Below are 19,016 nucleotides of genomic sequence, written 5' to 3'. Positions count from 1 at the left end.
CGCCCCCGTCGATTTGTTCATCCGATGCACCTTTCACGCAAGTCCCTTCCGCTATCTGTTCGAATCTGGCAACATCGTCCGCTATCCGGGATGACACGTCCGGTGCGGGGGAGGAACAGGCACATGCTCGGCTTCGTCGTGCGCCGACTGCGTGGGCGACTGCCCCTCGCGGCCGCCGTACTGCTCACCGTCCTGATCACCACGACGGTGTTGACCGCGCTCTTCGCGTTCACCCGGGGGGTGGGCGAGGCCGGACTGCGCCAGGCCCTCCAGGGACCCGGCCACGCGCGCAGCACCGTACTCGTCACCGGCGGTCATGCGACGGCCGACCGCGCCAAGGACGACGAGGCGGTACGGGGCTTCGCGCACAAGCTGTTCGGACCGTTCCCGTCCACCACCGAGAGCGTGGCGCGCAGCCGTTCGTACGGGCTGCCCGGACTGCACGCCCGGAGCAAGGACGCCGACCTGACGCTGCTGGCGGCCTTCGCCAAGGAGCGCGTACGGCTTCTCGCGGGTACGTGGCCGCAGCCCGTGACGGGGCCGGTCTCCGGCGAGGGCAGCCGCGTTCCCGTGGCCGTCCCGAAGGCGGCGCTGGTCCGGCTCGGGCTGACCGAGGACGCGCTGCCGGCCGAGGTACGCCTCGACGCCCGGTCCGCCGCCGACTCCCCGCTGACCGTGCTGGTGACCGGCGTCTACGCGGCGAGCGATCCGGACGCCCCGTACTGGAAACTCGACCCGCTCGGCGCCCGCGGCCTCCAGGTCGGCAATTTCACCACGTACGGCCCGCTGCTCGCGGACGACTCCGTGTTCACCGCCGGCGGGCTCGCGCAGGACAGCCGCGCCGTGCTCCTCACCCCCGACTTCGCCACCGCCGACGTCGACGGGACCGAGGCGGTCCGGGCGCGGGCGACCAAGGCGGCCGAAGCGTTCCAGCGCACCTCCGGACTGCACCCGGACACCGAACTCCCGGTACTGCTCGGGGAGTTGGAGTCCGGTCTGACCGTGGCCCGGTCCACCCTGCTGGTCGGCGCCCTGCAGCTCGCCGTCCTGGCCGGAGCCGCGCTGCTGCTCGTATCGCACCTGTTGACGGAACGCCAGGAGGGCGAACGCGTCCTGCTCACGGCCCGCGGCGCCTCCCGTCGTCGGCTCGCCCTCCTCACGGCGGCCCAGTCGCTGCTGCTCGCGCTGCCCGCCGCCGCCCTCGCACCGCTGCTGGCCCTGCCGTTGCTCCGGCTCCTCGGCGGATACGGCTCGCTGGCCCACGTCCCCTTCACCGTCACCCTCAGCCCGTCGCTCTGGCCGGTCGCGGCGGGCTGCGCCCTCGGCTGCGTCCTCCTGACCACCCTGCCCGTCGCCCTGAGCGGCGCCGCGGCGGCTGCCTTGCGGCGGGCCGGCCGCCGCCAGGCGCTCGTCGCCGGCGCCGCCCGCTCCGGGCTGGACCTGGCGCTGGTGGCGCTGGCCGTGCTCGCCTACCAGCAGCTCTCCCGGTACGGCTCCAACGGGTCCGCTCCGGCGTCGAGTTCCGCCGACCCGTCCGCCGACCCGTCCGGGGCGCTGTTCGGTGTGGACCCCGTGCTGGTCGCCGCCCCGACGCTCGCGCTGTGCGCGGGCACCCTGCTGGTCCTGCGGCTGCTGCCGTTCGCGGCGCGCCTCGGCGCGCGGATCGCCTCCCGCGGCCGGGGGCTGGGTCCGGCGCTCGTCGGCTGGCAGCTCGCCCGGCGGCCGCGCCGTGCCACCGGACCGGTGCTGCTGCTCGTCCTCGCCGTCTCCAGCGGGGTCCTCGCCCTCGGCCAGCACACCGCCTGGTCCGGATCCCAGCGCGACCAGGCCGACTTCACCACCGCCGGGGGCCTGCTGATATCCGGCAGCGACCTGCCCCCGATGGGCCGGGGCGGCCGGTACGGTGCTCTGCCCGGCGGTGAGCGGGTGATCCCGGTGCTCCGTGCGAAGCAGGAGCTGCCGGGCGGGCGCATCGGGCAGGTGATGGCGCTGGACGCGGCCGCCCTCGCCGAACGGGTCCCGCTGCGGTCCGACTTGCGGGACGGGCGCTCCCCGCGCGAGCTGTTCGCGCCGCTGGTCTCCGCGTCGGCGCGGGGGGCGTCCGCCGCCTCCGGCATCCCGCTGCCCGACAGCCCGCAGCGCATCGACCTCGCCGTCGCCGTACGGGGTGTCGGCGCGGCCAGCCGCCCGGGGCTGGTACTGATGCTGCGCGACCGGTTCGGCATCACGTACCGGATTGCGCTGTCCCAGCTCCCCGCGGACGGCGAGGCCACCGTGTCGGTGAACCTCGACTCGCTCGTCGGCGCCCCGCTCGGCTCGGCCGCCGCCCCGCTGCGCGTGACCGGGCTCGTGTTCATGTACGACCGGGCGAGCTGGCGCCCCGGCACCGACGACCTGGACACCCCTGATCCGAGCAAGATGTTCGACGAACTGACCATACGGAGCCTCGCGGTCTCGCAGACCCGCGACGGCGCGGCGGTTCCGGTCGTTGTCACCACCTCGGACTGGAAGCTCACGGCGCCGACGCTCAAGAAGGGCGCCCCGGCCGCCGAGTCGCTACCCGCCTCCGACGCGGGCGGCGCCCCGGCGCTGGCCCGGCTGCGCTACCGCGCCGGCCCCTTCGAGGCCGGCGGCGCACAGGTCAGCCTGGCGCCGGCAGCCTCCGCGGAACCCGAGGTCCCCGGGATCGCCACCCGGGCCTACCTGGCCGCGGTCGGCGGGGCCGTGGGTGATCTGGTGCCCGTCAAGCTGGGCGACGCCACCGTGCCGGTCCGCGTCACCGCGGCGGTCGGCTCGCTGCCGGTCGCCGGAGACACCGCGATCACCGTCGACCTGGCCACGGCGAGCCGGGTACTGGCGGCCGGCGCCCGGGAGCTTCCGGCGCCCACGGAGTGGTGGATGCCGGCCGCCTCCGCCGACGACCCGGCGCCGGCCCGCGCCGCCGCCGAGCTGCGCTCCACGGCGGGCGTCCAGCAGGTGCGGCTGCGCGAGGAGGTGGCCCGGACCCTGCTGGACGACCCGCTCAGCGCGGGGCCGCAGGGAGCGCTCGCCGCGCTGGCGGTGGCCTGCGCGGTGCTGGCGGCGATCGGCTTCGCGGCTTCGGCCGCGGCGGCTTCCCGCGAACGGGCCCGGGAGTTCTCGGTGCTGCTGGCCCTGGGGGCACGCCGGCGGGAGCTGGCCCGGACGGCCACGGCCGAGAGCTGCGTACTCGTCGGCCTGGGCACCGTCGTCGGGCTGGGGCTGGGCGCGGTCATCGTTCATCTCGTGGTGCCGCTGATGGTGCTGACGCCCGCCGCCGGGCGGCCGATGCCGGAGGTGCTGGTGGACCTGCCCACGGCGCGGACCCTGCTGCTGGCCGCCGCCATCGCCGCGGTGCCGCTGCTGTCGGCGGTCGTCGGCGGCCTGCGCAACCGGAACACCTTGAAGACAGCCGACCGGCTGCGGCACATGGAGGAGATATGACCGGGCCGGCCGCGACGAACGCCGAGCGGCGCACCCCGGACGGCGCGGAGCCGCCCGGGACCGCCCGGGGCGGAGCCCCCTCACGCGCGGTACCCCCGCCCGCACCCTGGGTGCGGACCCGGCTGCGCGCGACCCCGCTCGCCACCCTGATCGGGGCGGCCCTGGCCTTCGTCGCCGTCCTGCTCTCCGCCGCCCTGCCGCGCGCCGAGGACCGGGGCGCCGACCAGGCTCTGCGGTCCTTCCTGGAGTCGCGCGGTCCGAGCCCGACCAGCCTGTGGGCCACCGCGCCTCCCCACTTCGGGCAGCAGACCCCCAAGGAACTGGACGAGGTGATGGCCACCCTGGTCTCCGGTACCGGTCCACTCTTCCGCGTCGCTCCCAGCGGCCCCGTCCACGGCTCGTCGGCGGACGCCCGGTCACTCGGCAACCCCGGACTGGCCAGCCCCGACGGCATACCTCCCCAGCTCTCCCTCTACCACCTGCGCGAGGCCGCCGGACACGTCCGGCTCGTGGAGGGGCGCTGGCCCGGTGCCCCCGAGCCCGGCGGGCCGATCCCCGTCGTGCTCTCGCAGAGCGCCGCACGGTCCATCGGTGCCCGGGTGGGGATGGTGCTGGAGTCCGCCGCGGGCTGGTCCGAACCGGTCAATGCCGAGGTGGTCGGGCTCTACGCCGCGAACGACGAGGCCGACGTCTACTGGACCGATCTCGCCTGCCTGACCCACGCCTGCCTCTCCCCCACGCCCTCCCACCCGCCGCGCAGCTACTGGCAGACCGGGGGCCTCGTCGGCCCGGAGTCGCTGGACCGGCTCGTCGACTGGGGCCAGGGCAAGGCCCGGGACTTCTGGCGGATCCCGGTCGACACCGGGAACCTGCGCGCCGATCAACTGCCCGACACGGCCGCGGAGATCGCGTCCTACCTGGCCGGCCCGACCGCGTCCCGCCTGCGCGGGGAGACCCACAAGTCCGATCTGGAAGTCGTCTCCGGCCTGCCCGAACTGTTCAAACAGGCCGAGGCCCGACGGCGGGCGGCCGCGCCCCTCGCCGCGATGGGCCCGGCCGGAGTGGCCGGGGTCGCGTTCGTCGTGTTCTGCCTGGCGGCCGCCCTCACCGGCGACCGGCGGGAGTCCGAGCTGCGGCTGCTGCTGGCCCGCGGCGGGTCCCGCGCCGGCATCGTGCGCCGGCTGCTCGCGGAGAGCGCCGTCACGGTCCTGCCGGCCGCCGCCCTCGCGACGGCCCTCGCCGTGGTGCTGCTGCCCACCCCCCGCGTGACGGCCACCGTGCTCGCCGCCTCGGCCGCCACGCTCGTGGCCCTGCTGGCCTTCCCCGTACGGGCCGCCGTGCTGCTGTCGCCGCCGCGCGGGCCCAGTCCCCGGCGGCGCCTGGTCGCCGAGCTGCTCGTGCTCGCCGCCACCGCGGCCGCCGTGTTCGAGGTCCGCTCGCGCGGGATCGCCCCGGCCGGCTCCGGGGTCGACCCGCTGCTGGTCGCCGCCCCGCTGCTGCTCGCGCTCTGCGGCGGCCTGCTGCTGGCCCGGGTCCAGCCCGCCCTGGTCGGGGCACTGGCCCGCGCGGCCGGGCGGGGCCCGGGGCTGATCGGTTTCCTCGGGCTGGCGCGCGCCGCGCGGGGCACCGGGGGTATGTCACGCCCGTCCGTACTCCCGCTGGTGGCCCTGCTGCTGGCCGTCACCACCGGCGGCTTCGGCGCCACCGTGCTGACCGCGGTGCGGGACGTGCGGCTCGAGGTGGTCCGTCAGGCCGTCGGCGGCGACGCGCAGATCACGGCGCCCGGCGGCACGCTCCCCGAGTCCCTGACGAAGGCCGCGGCCGCGCTGCCCGGCGTACGGTCGTCGGTGAACGTGTGGACCGAGGACAACGCCTTCCTGATCGGCACCAAGCCGGGCACCACCCAGGTCACCGTCGTGGTCGCGGACCCGGTGGCGTACGCGGAGCTGTCCCGGGCCGTCGGGCGCGGCCCGTTCGACCCGGCCGTGCTCGCGGGCGGCGCGCCGGGCGCCCCGGCGCCCTCGGGCACCTCCGCCGCCCCCGTACCGGCGCTCGTCAGCGGAGACCTCGCCGCGGAGGACGTCTCCTCGTACCTGCTGCGCATGGAAGCCGGCGACCTCCAAGTGACCGTCGCCGGCGTGATCGACGGCACGCCCGCCCGGCCGGGCGCCAAGTCCACCACGGTGGTGGTACCGGCCGGTCCGGTCACGGCCGCCCTGCCCAAGCTGGGCGCACCCGACCGCTGGTACGCGCTGGGCTCCTTCGACCAGCACCGGCTGGAGGAGCTCGTACGCGCCGCGGATCCGGCGGCGACCGCCGGGCTCTACCGCGTCCGCACCAGCTCCGCCGAAGCCGCCGTACTGGGCTCCGACCCGCTCCAGCGCTCGGCCGAGCGGCTGTTCTGGGCCTCCCTGGCCGGCGCGGCCGGCTTCGCGGTGCTGGCGGTCCTGCTGACCCTGGTCCGGGCGGCCCCCGACCGCGCGGCGCTGCTCGCCCGGCTGCGCACGATGGGCCTGCGCCCCCGGCAGGCGGTGCTGCTGATCCTCACGGAGTCGGTGCCCCTGGCGCTGGCCGCCGCGCTCGGCGGGGCCCTGGCGGCGGCGGGCGCCGTCGCCTTCCTGGGACCCGCCGTGGACCTGTCCACACTGGTCGGCGCCAAGGTGCCGACCGGCATACGGCTCCTCGCGTGGCCCGTACTGGTCCAGGCGCTGGGTTTGACGGTCCTGGTCGCGGGGGCCGTGCTCGCGGAGGCGGCGATCTCCGGCAGGCGACAGATCACTACCGAGTTGAGAGCGGGAGACCAGCGGTGAACCGAGTGGCCAACAGCGACCAGCCCACCTACGAGGAGCTGCGGCAGCAGGCCCTGGCCGCCGCCGAACCCCGCCGTACCGGGGCGGACACGGCCATCTCCTGCGACCGCCTGGTGCGGATCTTCAGCACGGACGGCGTAGAGGTCCAGGCCCTGCAGGGACTGGAACTGTCCGTGGAGCAAGGCGACTTGATGGCCCTGGTCGGTGCGTCCGGCAGCGGGAAGTCCACGCTGCTGAACATCCTGGCGGGCCTGGACGTGCCCACGGCCGGTTCAGCCAGCGTGGGCGGTTACGACCTGCTGGAGATGTCGGCACGGGACCGGCTGCGCTACCGGCGCGAGGCGGTCGGGTTCGTCTGGCAGCAGACGGCCCGCAACCTGCTCCCCTTCCTGACGGCGGCCCAGAACATCGCCCTGCCCATGCAGTTGAAGGGCAGCAGGCGCGCGGCCTCCAAACGCCACGCGGTCCGGACCGGCGAGCTCCTCGAAGCCCTGGAGATCGGCGACCTGGCGGGCCGCCGCCCCGCCGAGCTCTCCGGCGGCCAGCAGCAGCGCGTGGCCATCGCGGTGGCGATGGCGAACGACCCGTCGGTGCTGCTCGCCGACGAGCCGACCGGCGAACTGGACTCCGAGACGGGCGCCGCGATCTTCGAGGCCTTCCGCACCGTCAACCGCGAACTGGGCGCCACCGTGGTCATCGTGACCCACGACCCGCTCGTCGCGGGCGAGGTCCGCCGCACGGTGGCGATGCGCGACGGGCGTACCAGCAGCGAGGTGCTGCGCCGCACGGTCACCGACGAGCACGGCGCCGAGTCGGTGAGCGAGCGCGAGTACGTGATGCTCGACCGCACGGGCCGGGTGCAGCTGCCGCAGAAGTTCCTGGAGGCGCTGGACATGGAGCACCGGGTGGCGGTGGACCTCGCCGCGGACCACATCGAACTGCGCCCCGACGACGCGTCCGCAACGGAGCCGGAGGTCACGACGTCGGAGGGCGGGGCTCCGGAGGCGGCCGCGAGCTGATCGCCTCCCCGGAGTCCCGGCCGGGGGCGACGTTTCAGGAAGTGCGCGGCTCCCGGGCCGGCGCGCCCGCCTCGTCCCGGATGTAGGCGAACACCCGGCCCAGCGACTCTCCGGGGAAGGCCGCGCGGGCGGGGTCGTAGTCCCTCAGCCGGAAGGGCGCGGGGGCGGCCGGGGCGAGGCTGATGAGCAGGGGACTGATCCCGGCCTGCCGGTACGCGGCCAGTTTGTGGTGGCCGTCGAGCAGGTAGGCGGCGATGGAGTCCTCGGTGGGCCGCAGGGCCACCAGCGCGGGCCGGGCTCCGGCCCGGATCCGCCGCAGGTAGCCGCGTACGGCGGCCGTATCGGGCGGGGGCCGGCGGTCGGTGGTGAGCAGGGCGAGTTCCTCGTCGCCGACGCTGCCGAAGCCGTCGTTGCCCTCCAGCAGGACGGGCCGGCCCCCGAGGAGGAGCAGGCTGGCGCCGGCGTCCCCGGTCGCCTCGATGACGCCGAGGCCGTCGGGGACCTCGCAGACGACGGCAACGGGGTTGGTGGGCACCGGGCGAGTCTGCCAGAGTGCGGAGCCGGGAGAAGGAGGGGGTCGCGGCGATGTCCGAGGCATGGGTGACCGGCCTGGTCAAGGGTATTCTGTACAACGCGCTGTACCACAGCGGCGGGTCGGATCTCGACGACGATCTGGCCCGGCGCTACGCGCACGCGATGCGAGTGGAGCCGATCAGCCGGGAGCCGCTGCACCGCCAGGCGGCGGGCCTGCGCGCGGCGGTCGCCTCCGACGAGGTGCTCACGTCGACGTTCGAGCCGTATGCGGGACAGCGCCCGTTCCGTGAAGCCGAGTTCCGCGACTTCCTGACGCGCATCGCGGACGAACTCGACCTGCTCCCCGTCCCCGACGAACCCGCCCTGACCCGCCTCCCGGACGGACCCGACGCGAAACGTCCGAGGGGCCTGCGCGCGTTCCTGCGCCGCGTCCGCTGAACCCGGCCCCGGCCGCGGCCACGGCCCCTGTCCCCCCAGCCGGGCGCGGGGCGCGTGCTCCGGCCCGCGCGGTGCCTCGACCGGTGAACCTCCTGGTGCGCGTCACTTCCGCGGCCCGGGTCTCGTTAGGGCCTCGGGGTTGACTCGGGGGTCGAAGGGATGACGGAATGCGGCAGTTTCCTCTGGAGATGCACCACATGGCACCCGGCCGGGTCGTCGAGTGGCGGTTGCGGTCCACGGCGGCGGAAGCCGGTGCTTCGGGCGGCACCGCTGACAGGAGGGCTTCCTTCAACCAGGACAAGCACTTCACCGTCGCCGAGGAGAGCCGCGCGGCCAACGATCCCACAGCGTCGTGGATCGCGGTCACCTTCGAGGTGGAGGGCGCGCTGGACGAGGACGCCCTGACCGGGTCGCTGCTGGCGTTCGTGAGCCGGCACGAGGTACTGCGCTGCGAGTTCCGGCGGCTGGCGGGCGAGTTGGCGTGCGCGCCGATCTCCGCCGACGAACTGGCCCTGGACACCGTGCAGGTGGCGGCCTTCGAGCGGACCGAGGAGCTGACCTGCTTCCTCGTCGAGCGGTTCAAGCGGAGCATCGACACCCTGTCCTGGCCCCTGTTCACGATGGGCGCGGTGCTCCGCGAGGACTCGGCGACGGTCTATCTCGCCTTCGACCACATCGTGTGCGACGGCATGTCGATGCCGATCGTGGTCCAGGAGGTGCAGAGCGGTTACGAGGCCCTGCGCCGGGGCGAGCGGCCCGACCCGGCGCCCGCGCCGAGCTATCTCGACTTCGCCGAGGAGCAGCGCCGCCGCTACCTGTCCATCGACGACGGCGACGAACGCCTCGGCTATTGGAAGGAGTTCATCGCGCGCGGCGGCGGCGAGTTCTTCCCGCGCTTCCCGCTCGAACTGGGTGTGGAGCCCGGCCGGATGTACTCGATCGTCAACGAGGCCTCTCCGCTGCTGGACGCCGCCGAGGCCGAGATCTTCGAGAAGGCGTGTCTCGCAGTCGACGGCAAGCCGTTCATGGGTGTGCTCGCCGCCGTCGCCGTCTGCCTGCGCGAGGCGGGCGGGCCGGGCGTCTACCGGGGGTTCATGCCGGTGAGCGAGCGCGGCCGCGCCGCTTGGACGAACTCGGTGGGCTGGTTCGTCAACACCATGCCCATCGAGTTCGACGCCTCGCCCGGCCGGGACTTCGAGCAGGTCATGACGTCCGTACGGGCCGGGTTCACCGAGATGATCGGCCATCTCGACGTTCCCTTCGTCCGGGCCTGGGAGCTGCTCGCGCCCCGCGAGTTCGCGGCCCGCTCCTGGCCGTACCCGGTGAACTTCTTCTCGTACATCGACATGCGCAAGTGCCCGGGCTCCGAGCGCCACGAGGAGTGGCGGCCCACCTCGCACGTGTGGTCGGCCCAGGCCAACGGTGCCTGCTCCTGGTTCCAGCGGGACGCGGACGGGCTGCACATGAACTCGATCTACTCGGACACCCCGGCCGCCCGCCGGACGATGGACGGCTTCCTGGAGGCACTGCGCGAGACGGTCCGGGAGATCGCCCGCCACGGCACCTTCCGCCGCCCCATCGCGCTGACCCCGCCGCGCCGGGCCGTGGCGCGGACCCCGCTCGACGTGGCGGCGTTCGCCCGCCGCCCCTGAGCCGGCGGGGACACCGGCCGGGGGTCAGCCGGCCAGGCGGGCGGCGCGCTCGCGCAGCAGGACCTGCTCCCGGGCGTTGCGGGTGAGCGAGGCGGCGCGTTCGAACTCGGTGCGGGCCTCCGCCGGACGGCCGAGGCGTTCCAGCAGGTCGCCCCGTACGCTCGGCAGCAAGTGATAGGCGCGCAGCGCCGGTTCCGCCGCCAGGGCGTCCACCAGGGGGAGCGCCGCCGCCGGGCCCTCGGCCATGGACACGGCAACGGCCCGGTTGAGCTCGATCACCGGTGACGGCACCAGCAGGACCAGGCGTCCGTAGAGAGCGGCGATCGTCGCCCAGTCGGTGTCCTCGTACCGGACCGCGACGGCGTGCGCGCCCGCGATGGCGGCCTGGAGCGAGTAGGGGCCGGAACCCGCGCGGTGCAGGGCCTCGACCCCGCGCCGGATCAGCATGCGGTTCCACTTGGACCGGTTCTGGTCGGCCAGCAGCACCGGCTCGCCGCCCGGTCCGGTGCGGGTGGCGATGCGGGAGGCCTGGAACTCCAGCAGCGCCGCCAGCCCGTGCACCTCGGGTTCCCCCGGCATCAGGGCGGCCAGGACGCGGGCGAGACGCAGGGCGTCCTCGCACAGGGCGGGGCGGACGAGGTCGTCGCCGGCGGTCGCCGAGTAGCCCTCGTTGAAGACGAGGTAGATGATCTCCAGCACGGAGACCAGGCGCTCTTCGCGGTCGGCGCCGTACGGGACTTCGAAGGGCACTCCCGCCTTGGCGAGCGTCCGCTTCGCCCGGACGATCCGCTGGGCGACCGTCGGCTCGGAGGAGAGGAAGGCGCGGGCGATCTCCTGGGTCGTCAGACCGCCCACCAGGCGCAGGGTGAGCGCGATCCGGGCGTCCGTGGCCAGAACCGGGTGGCAGGCGGTGAAGATCAGCCGCAGCAGGTCGTCGTCGATGCCCTCGGGGTCCACCAGCTCCGCCGGCCCGGCGGGCGGCGGCGCGTCCTCCAGGGTGCGGCCGACCTCGGCGAGCTTGCGGGCGTAGGTCTCCTTGCGGCGGACGAGGTCGATGGCGCGGTGTTTGGCGGTGGCCGTCAGCCAGGCGCCCGGCCGATCCGGGACACCGGACTCCGGCCACTGCTCCAGGGCCGCGACCAGCGCGTCCTGGGCGATCTCCTCGGCGATGCCGATGTCGCGCACGATCCGGGCGACGGCCGCGATGATCCGCGCCGACTCGATCCTGAACACCGCTTCGACCGCTCGGGTCGCGTTCACTGCCGTCACGGCCACCCATCAGAGCAGCCGTGACGAGGCAGGGCAAACGGGGTGCCGGAACCGCCGGTCAGTTCTCGGCGATCTGGCGGAGCTCGGCGCCGACCGTCCAGTGCTCGGGGTGGATCTCCAGGAAGCGCTTGGTCCACTCCAGCGCCTCGTCCTTGTCCTTGCACTGCATGAGGGCGTACCCGCCGATGACCTCCTTGGTCTCGGTGAAGGGGCCGTCGGTGTAGCTGAGCTTGCCGCCGGACCAGGTGACCCTGGTCCCCTCGGAGGTGGGGAGCAGACCGGCGGTGTCCAGCATGACCCCGGCCTTGGTGATCTCCTCCATCAGCCCGCCCATGCGCTGCTCGAAGTCGGCGGGGAAGGGGGTGTCGGGGGTGAGGCTCTGCTCGTCGATTCGGATCATCGAAAGGAAGCGCGGCATGGTGACTCCTCGGTCGGGGAGGGCGGTGGGGAGGGCTTTCCCCTTGCCTCTCACCCCTGCGTCGATCGGGAGACGCCCGGATCGACAGCTCCCCGGGAGATTCTTCAAAGAATCTTCCGGGGCCGCCACCGGAACCGCCGAGGGCTTCCCCACCGCGCCCCTACTCGCGAGTAGGATCACCGGGCCCCTACGCCGCCCGCCCCTCCGAGAGGATCTTCCCGATGCCGCGCACCCCTTCCTCGCCCCTGCTGCTCGCCGGTCTGCTGGCCGGTGCGGCGGTGGCGCACGCGGTCGCCCCGAAGCAGTTCGACGCGACCGTGCCGCGCTCGCTGCCCGGCAGCCCGCGCCAGTGGACGTACGCCAGCGGCGTGGCCGAGCTCGCCCTCGCCGCCGGGGTCGCCCACCCGCGCACCCGCCGGGTCGCGGCGCTGGCGACGGCGGCGTTCTTCGTCGGCGTCTTCCCCGCGAACGTCAAGATGGCCTACGACGCCCGCCACCGCTCCCCCGCCATACGGGCCGCGGCGGTCGGCCGGCTGCCGCTCCAGGTCCCGCTGGTGCTCTGGGCGCGCAAGGTCGGCCGGAGCACGCCGAACTGACACCCCGCAGGGGCGTCCGGCGCGTCCCCGCGTCCGGCGCGTCCCCGCGTCCGGGCTTCGGGCGTCAGCGGCTGTCGCCCGTCCAGTCCCAGTGGCCGGGATCGGCCGCCCGGCGGCGGTAGTGCGCCCGGCCGCCCGGCCCGTAGCGCCCTATCTCCGTCGGGAGCCGGGCCTCCTCGGCGAGCTGCGGACCGCTCCAGCCCGTGATGTCGAGCAGAAGCCCGTCGAGGGGGCCGCCGACGAGCTCGCCGTAGGCGTGCCCCGGGAGCGGACCCGGGTCGGGGTCGTCGTGGTCGGCGCCGTAGACCCGGCGCCGGAGCATCCTGTCGTCCATGCCGCCAGCTTCACAGACGGCACTGACAACGCCCTGGCCAGGCGGGCCTCGGGGCGGCTGCCCGGCCCCCGTCGGCGACACCCGTGGCCGGCGAGCGGCGATGATGGGAGCCACCTTCCGGATCACACGGCACACGAAGCGGAGCACCACGCATGGCACGTCGGGTACACCAGCCACTGGAGGACCAGGAGTTCGACTTCATCCTCGGCATGACGGACGGGCCGGTGCTCGCCTACTTCTGCGGGAGCTGGCCGAAGGCCGCCGAGGCCTGCCGCTCGATGGACACGGTCGTCGCCGGGCTGGCGCAGGAGTACGGGGCGCGACTGACGGCGGTGCGCGTGGACATCACCCGCTGCCCCGGGCAGACCAAGCGCTACGAGGTGACGGGCGCACCGACCGCCGTGCTCATCGCCGGCGGCGAGGCGGTGGCGACCCAGGCCGGGCCGATGACGGTCGCGGAGCTCCGGACGTTCCTGGACACCCACCTCTGATCCCCCGGTCCGGGGTCGCCCCGTCGCGGCGTTACGCCGTCCAGGCGAAGGCGAGCGATCTGGCCGAAAGTCACATGGATCGGATAGGTGCCTGAGGCATGTAATGGATCCGGCGAAACGGAACCATCGCGTGCGAGGTGCTGTATGTCCGAGAAGACCGTTGCCTTCCCCCAGGACCGGACCTGTCCTTACCACCCGCCGGCGGCCTACGAGCCCCTGCGGGCGGGCCGGCCGCTCTCCCGCGTCACCCTCTTCGACGGCCGCTCCGTGTGGGTGGTCTCGGGGCACGCCGAGGCGCGCGCCCTGCTCTCCGACGGTCGGCTCTCCGCCGACCGGCAGAACGGCTCCTTCCCCACCCCCACCAGGCGGTTCAAAGGACTCCAGAACCGCCGTACCGCGCTGATCGGCGTCGACGACCCCGTCCACAACGCCCAGCGCCGGATGCTGATCCCGAGCTTCTCGCTGGGCCGGACGGCCGCCCTGCGCCCCCGGATCCAGGAGACCGTGGACCGGCTGATCGGCGCGATGGTCGCGGCGGGCCCGCGCGCGGAACTGGTCGGCGCCTTCGCCCTCCCGGTGCCGTCGATGGTGATCTGCACGCTGCTCGGAGTCCCTTACGAGGACCACGAGTTCTTCGAGAACCAGTCACGGCGGCTGCTGCGCGGGCCGGAGCTCGCCGACGTGGAGGACGCCCGCGAGCAGCTGAACGGCTATCTGCGCGAGCTCATCGGGCACAAGCGCCGGACCCCGGGCGAGGGACTGCTGGACGAGCTGGTCGCCCGGCGCCTGGAGACCGGTGAGACCGATGTCGAGGAGCTGGTCTCACTGGCCGCGATCCTGCTCATCGCGGGGCACGAGACCACGGCCAACATGATCTCGCTCGGCACCTTCACCCTGCTGCGCCACCCCGGGCAGCTGGCCGAGCTGCGCGCCGACCCCTCCCTGCTGTCGTCGGCGGTGGAGGAGCTGATGCGGTTCCTGTCGATCGCGGACGGCATGCTCCGGGTGGCGACCGAGGACATCGAGATCGGCGGGGTGACCGTCCGCGCCGACGACGGGGTGATCTTCTCCACCTCCGTCATCAACCGCGACGAGGCCGTCTTCGAGTCGCCCGACACCCTCGACTGGCACCGGCCCACGCGACACCATCTGGCCTTCGGCTTCGGCATCCACCAGTGCCTGGGCCAGAACCTGGCCCGCGCCGAGATGGAGATCGCGCTCGGCACCCTGTTCGACCGGCTGCCCGGGCTGCGCCTGGCGGCCGAGCCGGACCGGATCCCCTTCAAACCCGGGGACACCATCCAGGGCATGGTCGAACTCCCCGTGGCCTGGTGAGCCGGGTGACCTCACACCACGGATCACCTCACGGATCACCCCACGGGTCACCTCACAGCTCATCCCACAGCTCGCCGCCCGTACGCGTCTCCATCGACAGGGACGTCTGCATCGGGGCCGGCCAGTGCGCCCTGACGGCGCCCGGCGTGTTCACCCAGGACGACGACGGGCTGGGCGCACTGCTGCCGGGCCGCGAGGACGGCGGTGGCAGCCCGCTGCTGCGGGAGGCCGCTCGGGCGTGCCCGGTGGCGGCGGTCACGGTCGACGAAGGACGGGAGGCCGAGGGTCTGCGGAGCTGAAGGTCCGCGGAGCTGAGGGCCCGCGGGCCCTTGGGTGGCACGGTCGATGGCCCGGGAGCCGTGGAGGCCGGTCGAGCGGGCGGCCGGTCCGGGTCCGTCCGCGCTGCCCGCCCGCGCCGCCTACTCGGCGGGCGCGGTCGGCAGCACCCCGACCGCCTCGCGCTCCAGCGCCAGCGCGCCGTCCACCAGCTCCGCGCACGCGTCGAAGAGGTCCCGGCGCCCGGCGGCGCCCGTCTGCGGGTCCGCCGTACGGGCCAGCTCCGCGAGGCGGGACCACTGCCGGCCGGACTCCCGGAAGAGACCGGCCGCTTCCGCGTGCCCGGCGAGGTCGAGGAAGTCCGCGTACAGCGGCCGGGTGGCGCCCGAGGAGGTCCACTCCTCCTCCAGACAGGCGTGCAGCCTGCCCGTTCCCAGCGCGAAGGCCTCGGGGGTGGCGAACCGGCGCTCCCAGCCCGTCTTGGTCGTGGTGTCGCGCAGCTGCGCGGCGAACTTCTCCATGCCGGAGAAGCCGAAGTTGACGTCGAAGTGGTTCCCCAGCACGGGCCCGGTGAGGCGCGAGACGGTGGCGGCGATCGCCGCGTCCAGGTCCGGTTCGCCGGCGGGCTTGCCGGTGGTGACCACCATCTGGTGGCGGCCCTTCTTGTGCCCCGACCAGGCGGCGCCGAACTCCTCGCGGCCGATCGCGTACGGGGCCGAGGCGCCGTTCGCCCCGTCCTCGACGTAATAGGTGTCGCCCTCGTAGCCGACCACGACCACCACGTACGGATCGGCGGCGGCCAGTTCCGCTACCGGGGAGGGCCCGTGCCAGGGCAGCCCGGACCGGTTCACGGTGCAGAACACCGGGGCGCCCGCGTCGAGCGCGGCCTCGACCCGGTTCCAGCGCGGCTTGGAGCTGCGCGTGGCCTCGTACGGGATGCGCAGGCGGCCGAGGGCGACCTGGACCCAGGGGTCGGGGTGGGCCTGGGCGACGATCGTCGGCATCGGGGGCCGGCCGGCGTACTCGAACACGAAGTACATGAAGCCGATGCCGCCCGCCATGCCCGCGACCAGCGCCTCGTCGTGCACGCTGCCGAGCGCGTGCCGGATCAGCGAGGCCTCGCGGTGGCGTCCGGGGGCGAAGTCTTCATATACGAGCGCAGTCATGCGGTCAGCGTAGCCGCGCCGCGGACCGCCGACCGCGACCAGACTTCCTGTACAGTTGTCCAGGAAGTCGGAGGGGCCGGTCTCTTCGCTCGCCCCGCACCCAGGGAGGTGGCCGTGCAGACGGTCGCATCGATCCTCATCGGCCTCGTGGCCGCGCTCCACGCGTACTTCCTGGTCCTGGAGATGTTCCTGTGGCAGCGGCCGCCCGGCCGGGCGCTGTCCGGCTTCGACGCGGACACCGCTCGCCTGACCGCCCCGCTCGCCGCCAACCAGGGCCTCTACAACGGCTTCCTCGCCGCCGGTCTGGTCTGGTCGCTCGTCATCGACTCGCTCGCCACGCAGATCTTCTTCCTCGTCTGTGTGATCGTCGCCGGGGTGTACGGGGCCGCGACCGCCAACCGCCGGATCCTGATCGCCCAGGCCCTGCCCGGCGCCCTCGCCCTGGGCGCGGCGCTGCTCGCCGCGTGACCTCCGGCCGGCCGGACGCGGAGCCGCCCGCCGGCCCCCGCACCGATCCCGGTACGGGCCCCCGCACCGATCCCCGAACCGCCCGCACGAAGGCGCGGCTGCGCGAGAGCCTCCTCGCGGAGTGCGCGGAGCGGCCGCTCGCCGAGGTCGGCGTCTCGGCGGTGGTGCGCCGGGCGGGCGTCGGCCGCGCCACCTTCTACCTGCACTACGAGGACCTCACCGCGCTCGCGGTGGACGCGTGCGCCGATGTCGTGCACGCGGCCGTGGACGCCCTGCACGCCTGGCAGAGCGACCCCTCGGCGCTCCCCCCGGCCCGCCCGCCGGGCGCACTGGCCGCCTTCCTCGCCGGCGCGGCCGAGCGGTCCCCGCTCTACCGCACCCTGCTCCTGCCGGGAGGCGGGGGCCCGCTCGGCGAGCGCCTGTACCGGGAACTGCGCGCCCGCAGCCGGGCCGAACGCGCCGCGGTGGGCGCGCCCCGCCCCGATCTGGTCGCCTCGGCGGTGGCCTCCACCTTCACCGCCGTGCTCGCGGACTGGCTGCACGGCGAACTCCCGGCGGACCTGGCGGACCCTGCCGAGCTGGCGGAGGGGATCTGGCAGCTCCTCATCGCCTTGCACCGGGCCGGTTAAGCCGTCCCTTTCGGATCGTGCCGGTCAGGCAAGATCCGACAGGGACGACCCGGACGGCCCACGCCGCGGCCGGGCCCGGGTCAGGCCCGCTCCGCGCCGAGACCGGTCTCCCCCATGACCCGGGCGACCGTGTCCTCCAGCGAGTCCGCGGCCCCGACGAGGCTTTCCCAGTCCCCGGGCAGCAGGTCGAGCGGCCGGTACCACTCCCGCATCTCCACCTCGCCGTACTCCGCGGCCTGGGGCTTGCCCGCGTGCCGGCGCAGGGTCTCCTCGAAGGGCACGTCGAAGTAGTAGAAATGCGTCCGCCCCCGATGGGCCCGGCGCAGGGCGTCGAGCATGGGGCCGTAGCGGTCCGCGTAGAGGATCCCCTCGACGATCACGTGGAAGCCGTGGTCCAGCGCGTAGCGGGCCACGCTGCCGACGAGCCCGATGTTCGCCGCGCCGGGCGTGTCCCGCTCGCGCAGGACGACCCGCCGCAGATTGTCCTGCCCCACGAGTGCGACGCCCCGGCCGTGGCGGTCGCGGATCGCCTCGGCGACCGAGGACTTGCCCGAGGCGGAGTTGCCGCGCAGCACGATCAGCCGGGTGTCCGGCGTGCCCGTCATCATCCGGCCACGCTACCGGCCGGGCCTGACGTGCGTGAGCCCCGCCGGAGGAACCGGCGGGGCTCACGGTCACGGGCCGGGCTCGTGAAGCGGCGCTAGAGGGCGACCACCCGCTCCGCCTGGGGGCCCTTCGGCCCCTGGGTGACCTCGTACTCGACCTTCGCGCCCTCGGCCAGCTCCTTGAAGCCGGTCGTCTGGATGGCGGAGAAGTGCACGAACACGTCGGGACCGCCGTCGTCCTGCTGGATGAAGCCGAACCCCTTCTCAGAGTTGAACCACTTCACGGTGCCAGTTGCCATCTGTACTGATCCTTCACAACGTTCCACCGGCCGCACACGCGGCCGGACCCGATCCTGCCCATTGATCGGCCCGAGCACACGCCAAGCGCGGCCAACCGGGGTGCTTCCGGCTATTCGAACTTTTCTCCGCCCCGTCCACGGAACGGTGGACCGGGCCTTCAGGCAGCCACTTCGAGGGCTCCGATCACGCGCTGCCGTCCGCGGCGGGCAGCGACGCGGCAGGGTGAGGGCGGGGGGCTGTCGCGAGGGCCCGCCGCGGTCCGCTGACCCGGCAGCCCAGGCAGTCGGCGTGGCCGGTGTGCGCGGCGGTGTCGCGGACCCGCCAGTCCCACTGGTCCGCCGGGCGGGGGCCGCTCGGCTTGCCCCAGCCGGCGAGGTGCAGCAGCCAGGTGGTGAGCCCCGCCGCGGCGACGACCACGAGGCCGATCCAGATGCCGGGGGTCCAGGACGCGCACATGGCCGCGCCCGCGGCCGTACAACCGACCAGGGCGACTGCCGTGCCGGTCCAGCCCGCCACGGTGTGTCCGAGGTCCACGTGGCCGTGAGCGCTCATCGTTCTCCCCTTGGTTCAGTAGTCTCGAAAGGCGGTCTCTTACGGAGAAAGCCATTTATCTCACGAGCTAAGTAACTTAGATACTAAGGAGTACCCGCGTGCAGGGCAAGCCCCGCCCCGCGGCCACGGTCCAGGAAGCGCTGGCGCGCATGGACCGGTACGTCGCCCTCGGCATCATCGGCCAGCAGGAGGTGGCGCAGCTCCTGGGGCTGAACGTCACGGACCTGACCTGTCTGGGCCACATCCTGGGTGCCGGGGACAATCCGCTCGGCGCGGGCGACCTCGCCGAGCTCACGAACCTCACCACCGGGGCCGTGACCGGGGTGCTCAACCGCCTGGAGCGCGCCGGTTACGCGCGCCGCCGCCCCGACCCCGCCGACCGGCGCCGGGTGCGGGTCGTCGCCGACCCGGCGGCCGCCGCCAGGGTCTTCGCCGTCTACGAGCCCTTCTACGCGCGGCTCGGCGCGGTGTTCGCCGAGTACTCCCCGGACGAGGTCGCCGTCATCGCCGACTGGTTCGGGAGGGCGACGGCCGAGGTCACCGCCCATCTGGAACGGGTGCGGGCCTCGGAACTCGGGCCCGTGGCTCCCCAGCGGCTCGGGCCCGTGAACCCGAAGCCCCGATGGTAAAATTTGTGTTTTCGCGATTTTCACGTCGCACTC

At 74.1% G+C, this 19,016-nt stretch carries 20 protein-coding genes; 12 read left to right on the top strand and 8 right to left on the bottom strand.

All coding sequences use genetic code 11. The annotated features are described in order from the left end of the window. Positions 1-123: 123 nt before the first annotated feature. The 3 genes from J7F03_RS21370 to J7F03_RS21360 are packed head-to-tail and all read left to right on the top strand — an operon-like array spanning position 124 to position 7,291. On the top strand, positions 124-3,462 hold the full coding sequence (locus J7F03_RS21370; protein ID WP_214951761.1) for an FtsX-like permease family protein: 3,339 nt from the start codon (positions 124-126) through the stop codon (positions 3,460-3,462). Further along, the gene (locus J7F03_RS21365; protein WP_214951759.1) at positions 3,459-6,272 is read left to right on the top strand and encodes a hypothetical protein; all 2,814 of its coding nucleotides are present in this window, start codon (positions 3,459-3,461) and stop codon (positions 6,270-6,272) included. The genes J7F03_RS21370 and J7F03_RS21365 overlap by 4 nt, the downstream gene beginning before the upstream one ends. Then, a complete protein-coding gene (locus tag J7F03_RS21360) occupies positions 6,269-7,291 on the top strand; it encodes an ABC transporter ATP-binding protein (protein WP_374104371.1) in 1,023 nt (340 codons plus the stop codon). The genes J7F03_RS21365 and J7F03_RS21360 overlap by 4 nt, the downstream gene beginning before the upstream one ends. A 34-nt stretch (positions 7,292-7,325) precedes the next feature. Here J7F03_RS21360 and J7F03_RS21355 read toward each other — a convergent pair whose 3' ends face one another. After that, on the bottom strand, positions 7,326-7,826 hold the full coding sequence (locus J7F03_RS21355) for a hypothetical protein (protein ID WP_214951757.1): 501 nt from the start codon (positions 7,824-7,826) through the stop codon (positions 7,326-7,328). 50 nt (positions 7,827-7,876) lie between these two features. On the opposite strand from J7F03_RS21355, the gene J7F03_RS21350 reads away from it, so the two are divergent. Together J7F03_RS21350 and J7F03_RS21345 are read left to right on the top strand one after the other, a co-directional pair. Further along, on the top strand, positions 7,877-8,263 hold the full coding sequence (locus tag J7F03_RS21350) for a hypothetical protein (RefSeq protein ID WP_214951755.1): 387 nt from the start codon (positions 7,877-7,879) through the stop codon (positions 8,261-8,263). Between the two features lie 167 nt (positions 8,264-8,430). Next, on the top strand, positions 8,431-9,915 hold the full coding sequence (locus tag J7F03_RS21345) for a condensation domain-containing protein (RefSeq protein WP_214951753.1): 1,485 nt from the start codon (positions 8,431-8,433) through the stop codon (positions 9,913-9,915). A gap of 24 nt (positions 9,916-9,939) precedes the next feature. Here J7F03_RS21345 and J7F03_RS21340 read toward each other — a convergent pair whose 3' ends face one another. Then, positions 9,940-11,175, bottom strand: a complete 1,236-nt coding sequence (locus J7F03_RS21340; protein WP_214951904.1) for an RNA polymerase sigma factor — start codon at positions 11,173-11,175, stop codon at positions 9,940-9,942. A gap of 67 nt (positions 11,176-11,242) precedes the next feature. Next, the gene (locus J7F03_RS21335; protein WP_214951751.1) at positions 11,243-11,602 is read right to left on the bottom strand and encodes a YciI family protein; all 360 of its coding nucleotides are present in this window, start codon (positions 11,600-11,602) and stop codon (positions 11,243-11,245) included. A 221-nt stretch (positions 11,603-11,823) separates the two neighbouring features. Between J7F03_RS21335 and J7F03_RS21330 the strand changes: the two genes are divergently transcribed. Further along, on the top strand, positions 11,824-12,198 hold the full coding sequence (locus J7F03_RS21330) for a hypothetical protein (RefSeq protein WP_214951749.1): 375 nt from the start codon (positions 11,824-11,826) through the stop codon (positions 12,196-12,198). A 64-nt stretch (positions 12,199-12,262) separates the two neighbouring features. On the opposite strand, the gene J7F03_RS21325 is transcribed toward J7F03_RS21330, so the two are convergent. Continuing rightward, positions 12,263-12,532 (bottom strand): hypothetical protein, encoded by a 270-nt coding sequence (locus J7F03_RS21325; protein ID WP_214951747.1) that lies wholly within the window; start codon positions 12,530-12,532, stop codon positions 12,263-12,265. Positions 12,533-12,684: 152 nt separating this feature from the next. On the opposite strand from J7F03_RS21325, the gene J7F03_RS21320 reads away from it, so the two are divergent. The 3 genes from J7F03_RS21320 (at position 12,685) to J7F03_RS41130 (ending at position 14,657) form a co-directional block, all read left to right on the top strand. Continuing rightward, positions 12,685-13,023: a co-chaperone YbbN gene (locus J7F03_RS21320; RefSeq protein WP_214951745.1), complete on the top strand. Its 339-nt coding sequence runs from the start codon at positions 12,685-12,687 to the stop codon at positions 13,021-13,023. Positions 13,024-13,167: 144 nt separating this feature from the next. Next, the gene (locus J7F03_RS21315) at positions 13,168-14,358 is read left to right on the top strand and encodes a cytochrome P450 (protein ID WP_214951743.1); all 1,191 of its coding nucleotides are present in this window, start codon (positions 13,168-13,170) and stop codon (positions 14,356-14,358) included. Between the two features lie 92 nt (positions 14,359-14,450). Next, a complete protein-coding gene (locus J7F03_RS41130) occupies positions 14,451-14,657 on the top strand; it encodes a ferredoxin (RefSeq protein WP_374104376.1) in 207 nt (68 codons plus the stop codon). 120 nt (positions 14,658-14,777) lie between these two features. Here J7F03_RS41130 and J7F03_RS21305 read toward each other — a convergent pair whose 3' ends face one another. Next, entirely contained in the window at positions 14,778-15,800 is a 1,023-nt protein-coding gene (locus J7F03_RS21305; RefSeq protein ID WP_214951738.1) for a BtrH N-terminal domain-containing protein, read from the bottom strand. Positions 15,801-15,914: 114 nt separating this feature from the next. On the opposite strand from J7F03_RS21305, the gene J7F03_RS21300 reads away from it, so the two are divergent. Beyond that, a complete protein-coding gene (locus J7F03_RS21300; protein WP_214951736.1) occupies positions 15,915-16,268 on the top strand; it encodes a DUF1304 domain-containing protein in 354 nt (117 codons plus the stop codon). A gap of 98 nt (positions 16,269-16,366) precedes the next feature. After that, entirely contained in the window at positions 16,367-16,897 is a 531-nt protein-coding gene (locus tag J7F03_RS21295) for a TetR family transcriptional regulator (RefSeq protein WP_251072260.1), read from the top strand. Between the two features lie 80 nt (positions 16,898-16,977). On the opposite strand, the gene J7F03_RS21290 is transcribed toward J7F03_RS21295, so the two are convergent. The 3 genes from J7F03_RS21290 to J7F03_RS21280 all read right to left on the bottom strand — a co-directional run bounded on the left by J7F03_RS21290 (position 16,978) and on the right by J7F03_RS21280 (position 18,354). Next, on the bottom strand, positions 16,978-17,502 hold the full coding sequence (locus J7F03_RS21290; RefSeq protein WP_214951902.1) for a kinase: 525 nt from the start codon (positions 17,500-17,502) through the stop codon (positions 16,978-16,980). Positions 17,503-17,597: 95 nt separating this feature from the next. Then, a complete protein-coding gene (locus J7F03_RS21285; protein WP_214951732.1) occupies positions 17,598-17,801 on the bottom strand; it encodes a cold-shock protein in 204 nt (67 codons plus the stop codon). Between the two features lie 184 nt (positions 17,802-17,985). Further along, entirely contained in the window at positions 17,986-18,354 is a 369-nt protein-coding gene (locus tag J7F03_RS21280) for an HGxxPAAW family protein (protein ID WP_214951730.1), read from the bottom strand. Positions 18,355-18,452: 98 nt separating this feature from the next. Here J7F03_RS21280 and J7F03_RS21275 point away from each other — a divergent pair, with 98 nt between their 5' ends. Beyond that, positions 18,453-18,983, top strand: coding sequence for a MarR family transcriptional regulator (locus J7F03_RS21275; RefSeq protein ID WP_214951728.1), 531 nt, complete (start codon positions 18,453-18,455; stop codon positions 18,981-18,983). Positions 18,984-19,016 lie beyond the last annotated feature (33 nt).

The organism is Streptomyces sp. ISL-43 (genome assembly GCF_018614195.1).
Taxonomy (GTDB): domain Bacteria; phylum Actinomycetota; class Actinomycetes; order Streptomycetales; family Streptomycetaceae; genus Streptomyces.
The sequence above is the reverse complement of the archived record's forward strand: the minus strand, read 5'-3'. Positions and strand labels throughout refer to the sequence as shown.

Bases quoted from the DNA above. Each gene is read 5' to 3' on its own strand.
- J7F03_RS21315 (WP_214951743.1), top strand. From the start codon at position 13,168: ATGTCCGAGAAGACCGTTGCCTTCCCCCAGGACCGGACCTGTCCTTAC.
- J7F03_RS21365 (WP_214951759.1), top strand. From the start codon at position 3,459: ATGACCGGGCCGGCCGCGACGAACGCCGAGCGGCGCACCCCGGACGGC.
- J7F03_RS21320 (WP_214951745.1), top strand. From the start codon at position 12,685: ATGGCACGTCGGGTACACCAGCCACTGGAGGACCAGGAGTTCGACTTC.
- J7F03_RS21330 (WP_214951749.1), top strand. From the start codon at position 11,824: ATGCCGCGCACCCCTTCCTCGCCCCTGCTGCTCGCCGGTCTGCTGGCC.
- J7F03_RS21285 (WP_214951732.1), bottom strand. From the start codon at position 17,801: ATGGCAACTGGCACCGTGAAGTGGTTCAACTCTGAGAAGGGGTTCGGC.
- J7F03_RS21325 (WP_214951747.1), bottom strand. From the start codon at position 12,532: ATGGACGACAGGATGCTCCGGCGCCGGGTCTACGGCGCCGACCACGAC.
- J7F03_RS21350 (WP_214951755.1), top strand. From the start codon at position 7,877: ATGTCCGAGGCATGGGTGACCGGCCTGGTCAAGGGTATTCTGTACAAC.
- J7F03_RS21345 (WP_214951753.1), top strand. From the start codon at position 8,431: ATGCGGCAGTTTCCTCTGGAGATGCACCACATGGCACCCGGCCGGGTC.
- J7F03_RS21335 (WP_214951751.1), bottom strand. From the start codon at position 11,602: ATGCCGCGCTTCCTTTCGATGATCCGAATCGACGAGCAGAGCCTCACC.
- J7F03_RS21370 (WP_214951761.1), top strand. From the start codon at position 124: ATGCTCGGCTTCGTCGTGCGCCGACTGCGTGGGCGACTGCCCCTCGCG.
- J7F03_RS21305 (WP_214951738.1), bottom strand. From the start codon at position 15,800: ATGACTGCGCTCGTATATGAAGACTTCGCCCCCGGACGCCACCGCGAG.
- J7F03_RS21290 (WP_214951902.1), bottom strand. From the start codon at position 17,502: ATGACGGGCACGCCGGACACCCGGCTGATCGTGCTGCGCGGCAACTCC.
- J7F03_RS21280 (WP_214951730.1), bottom strand. From the start codon at position 18,354: ATGAGCGCTCACGGCCACGTGGACCTCGGACACACCGTGGCGGGCTGG.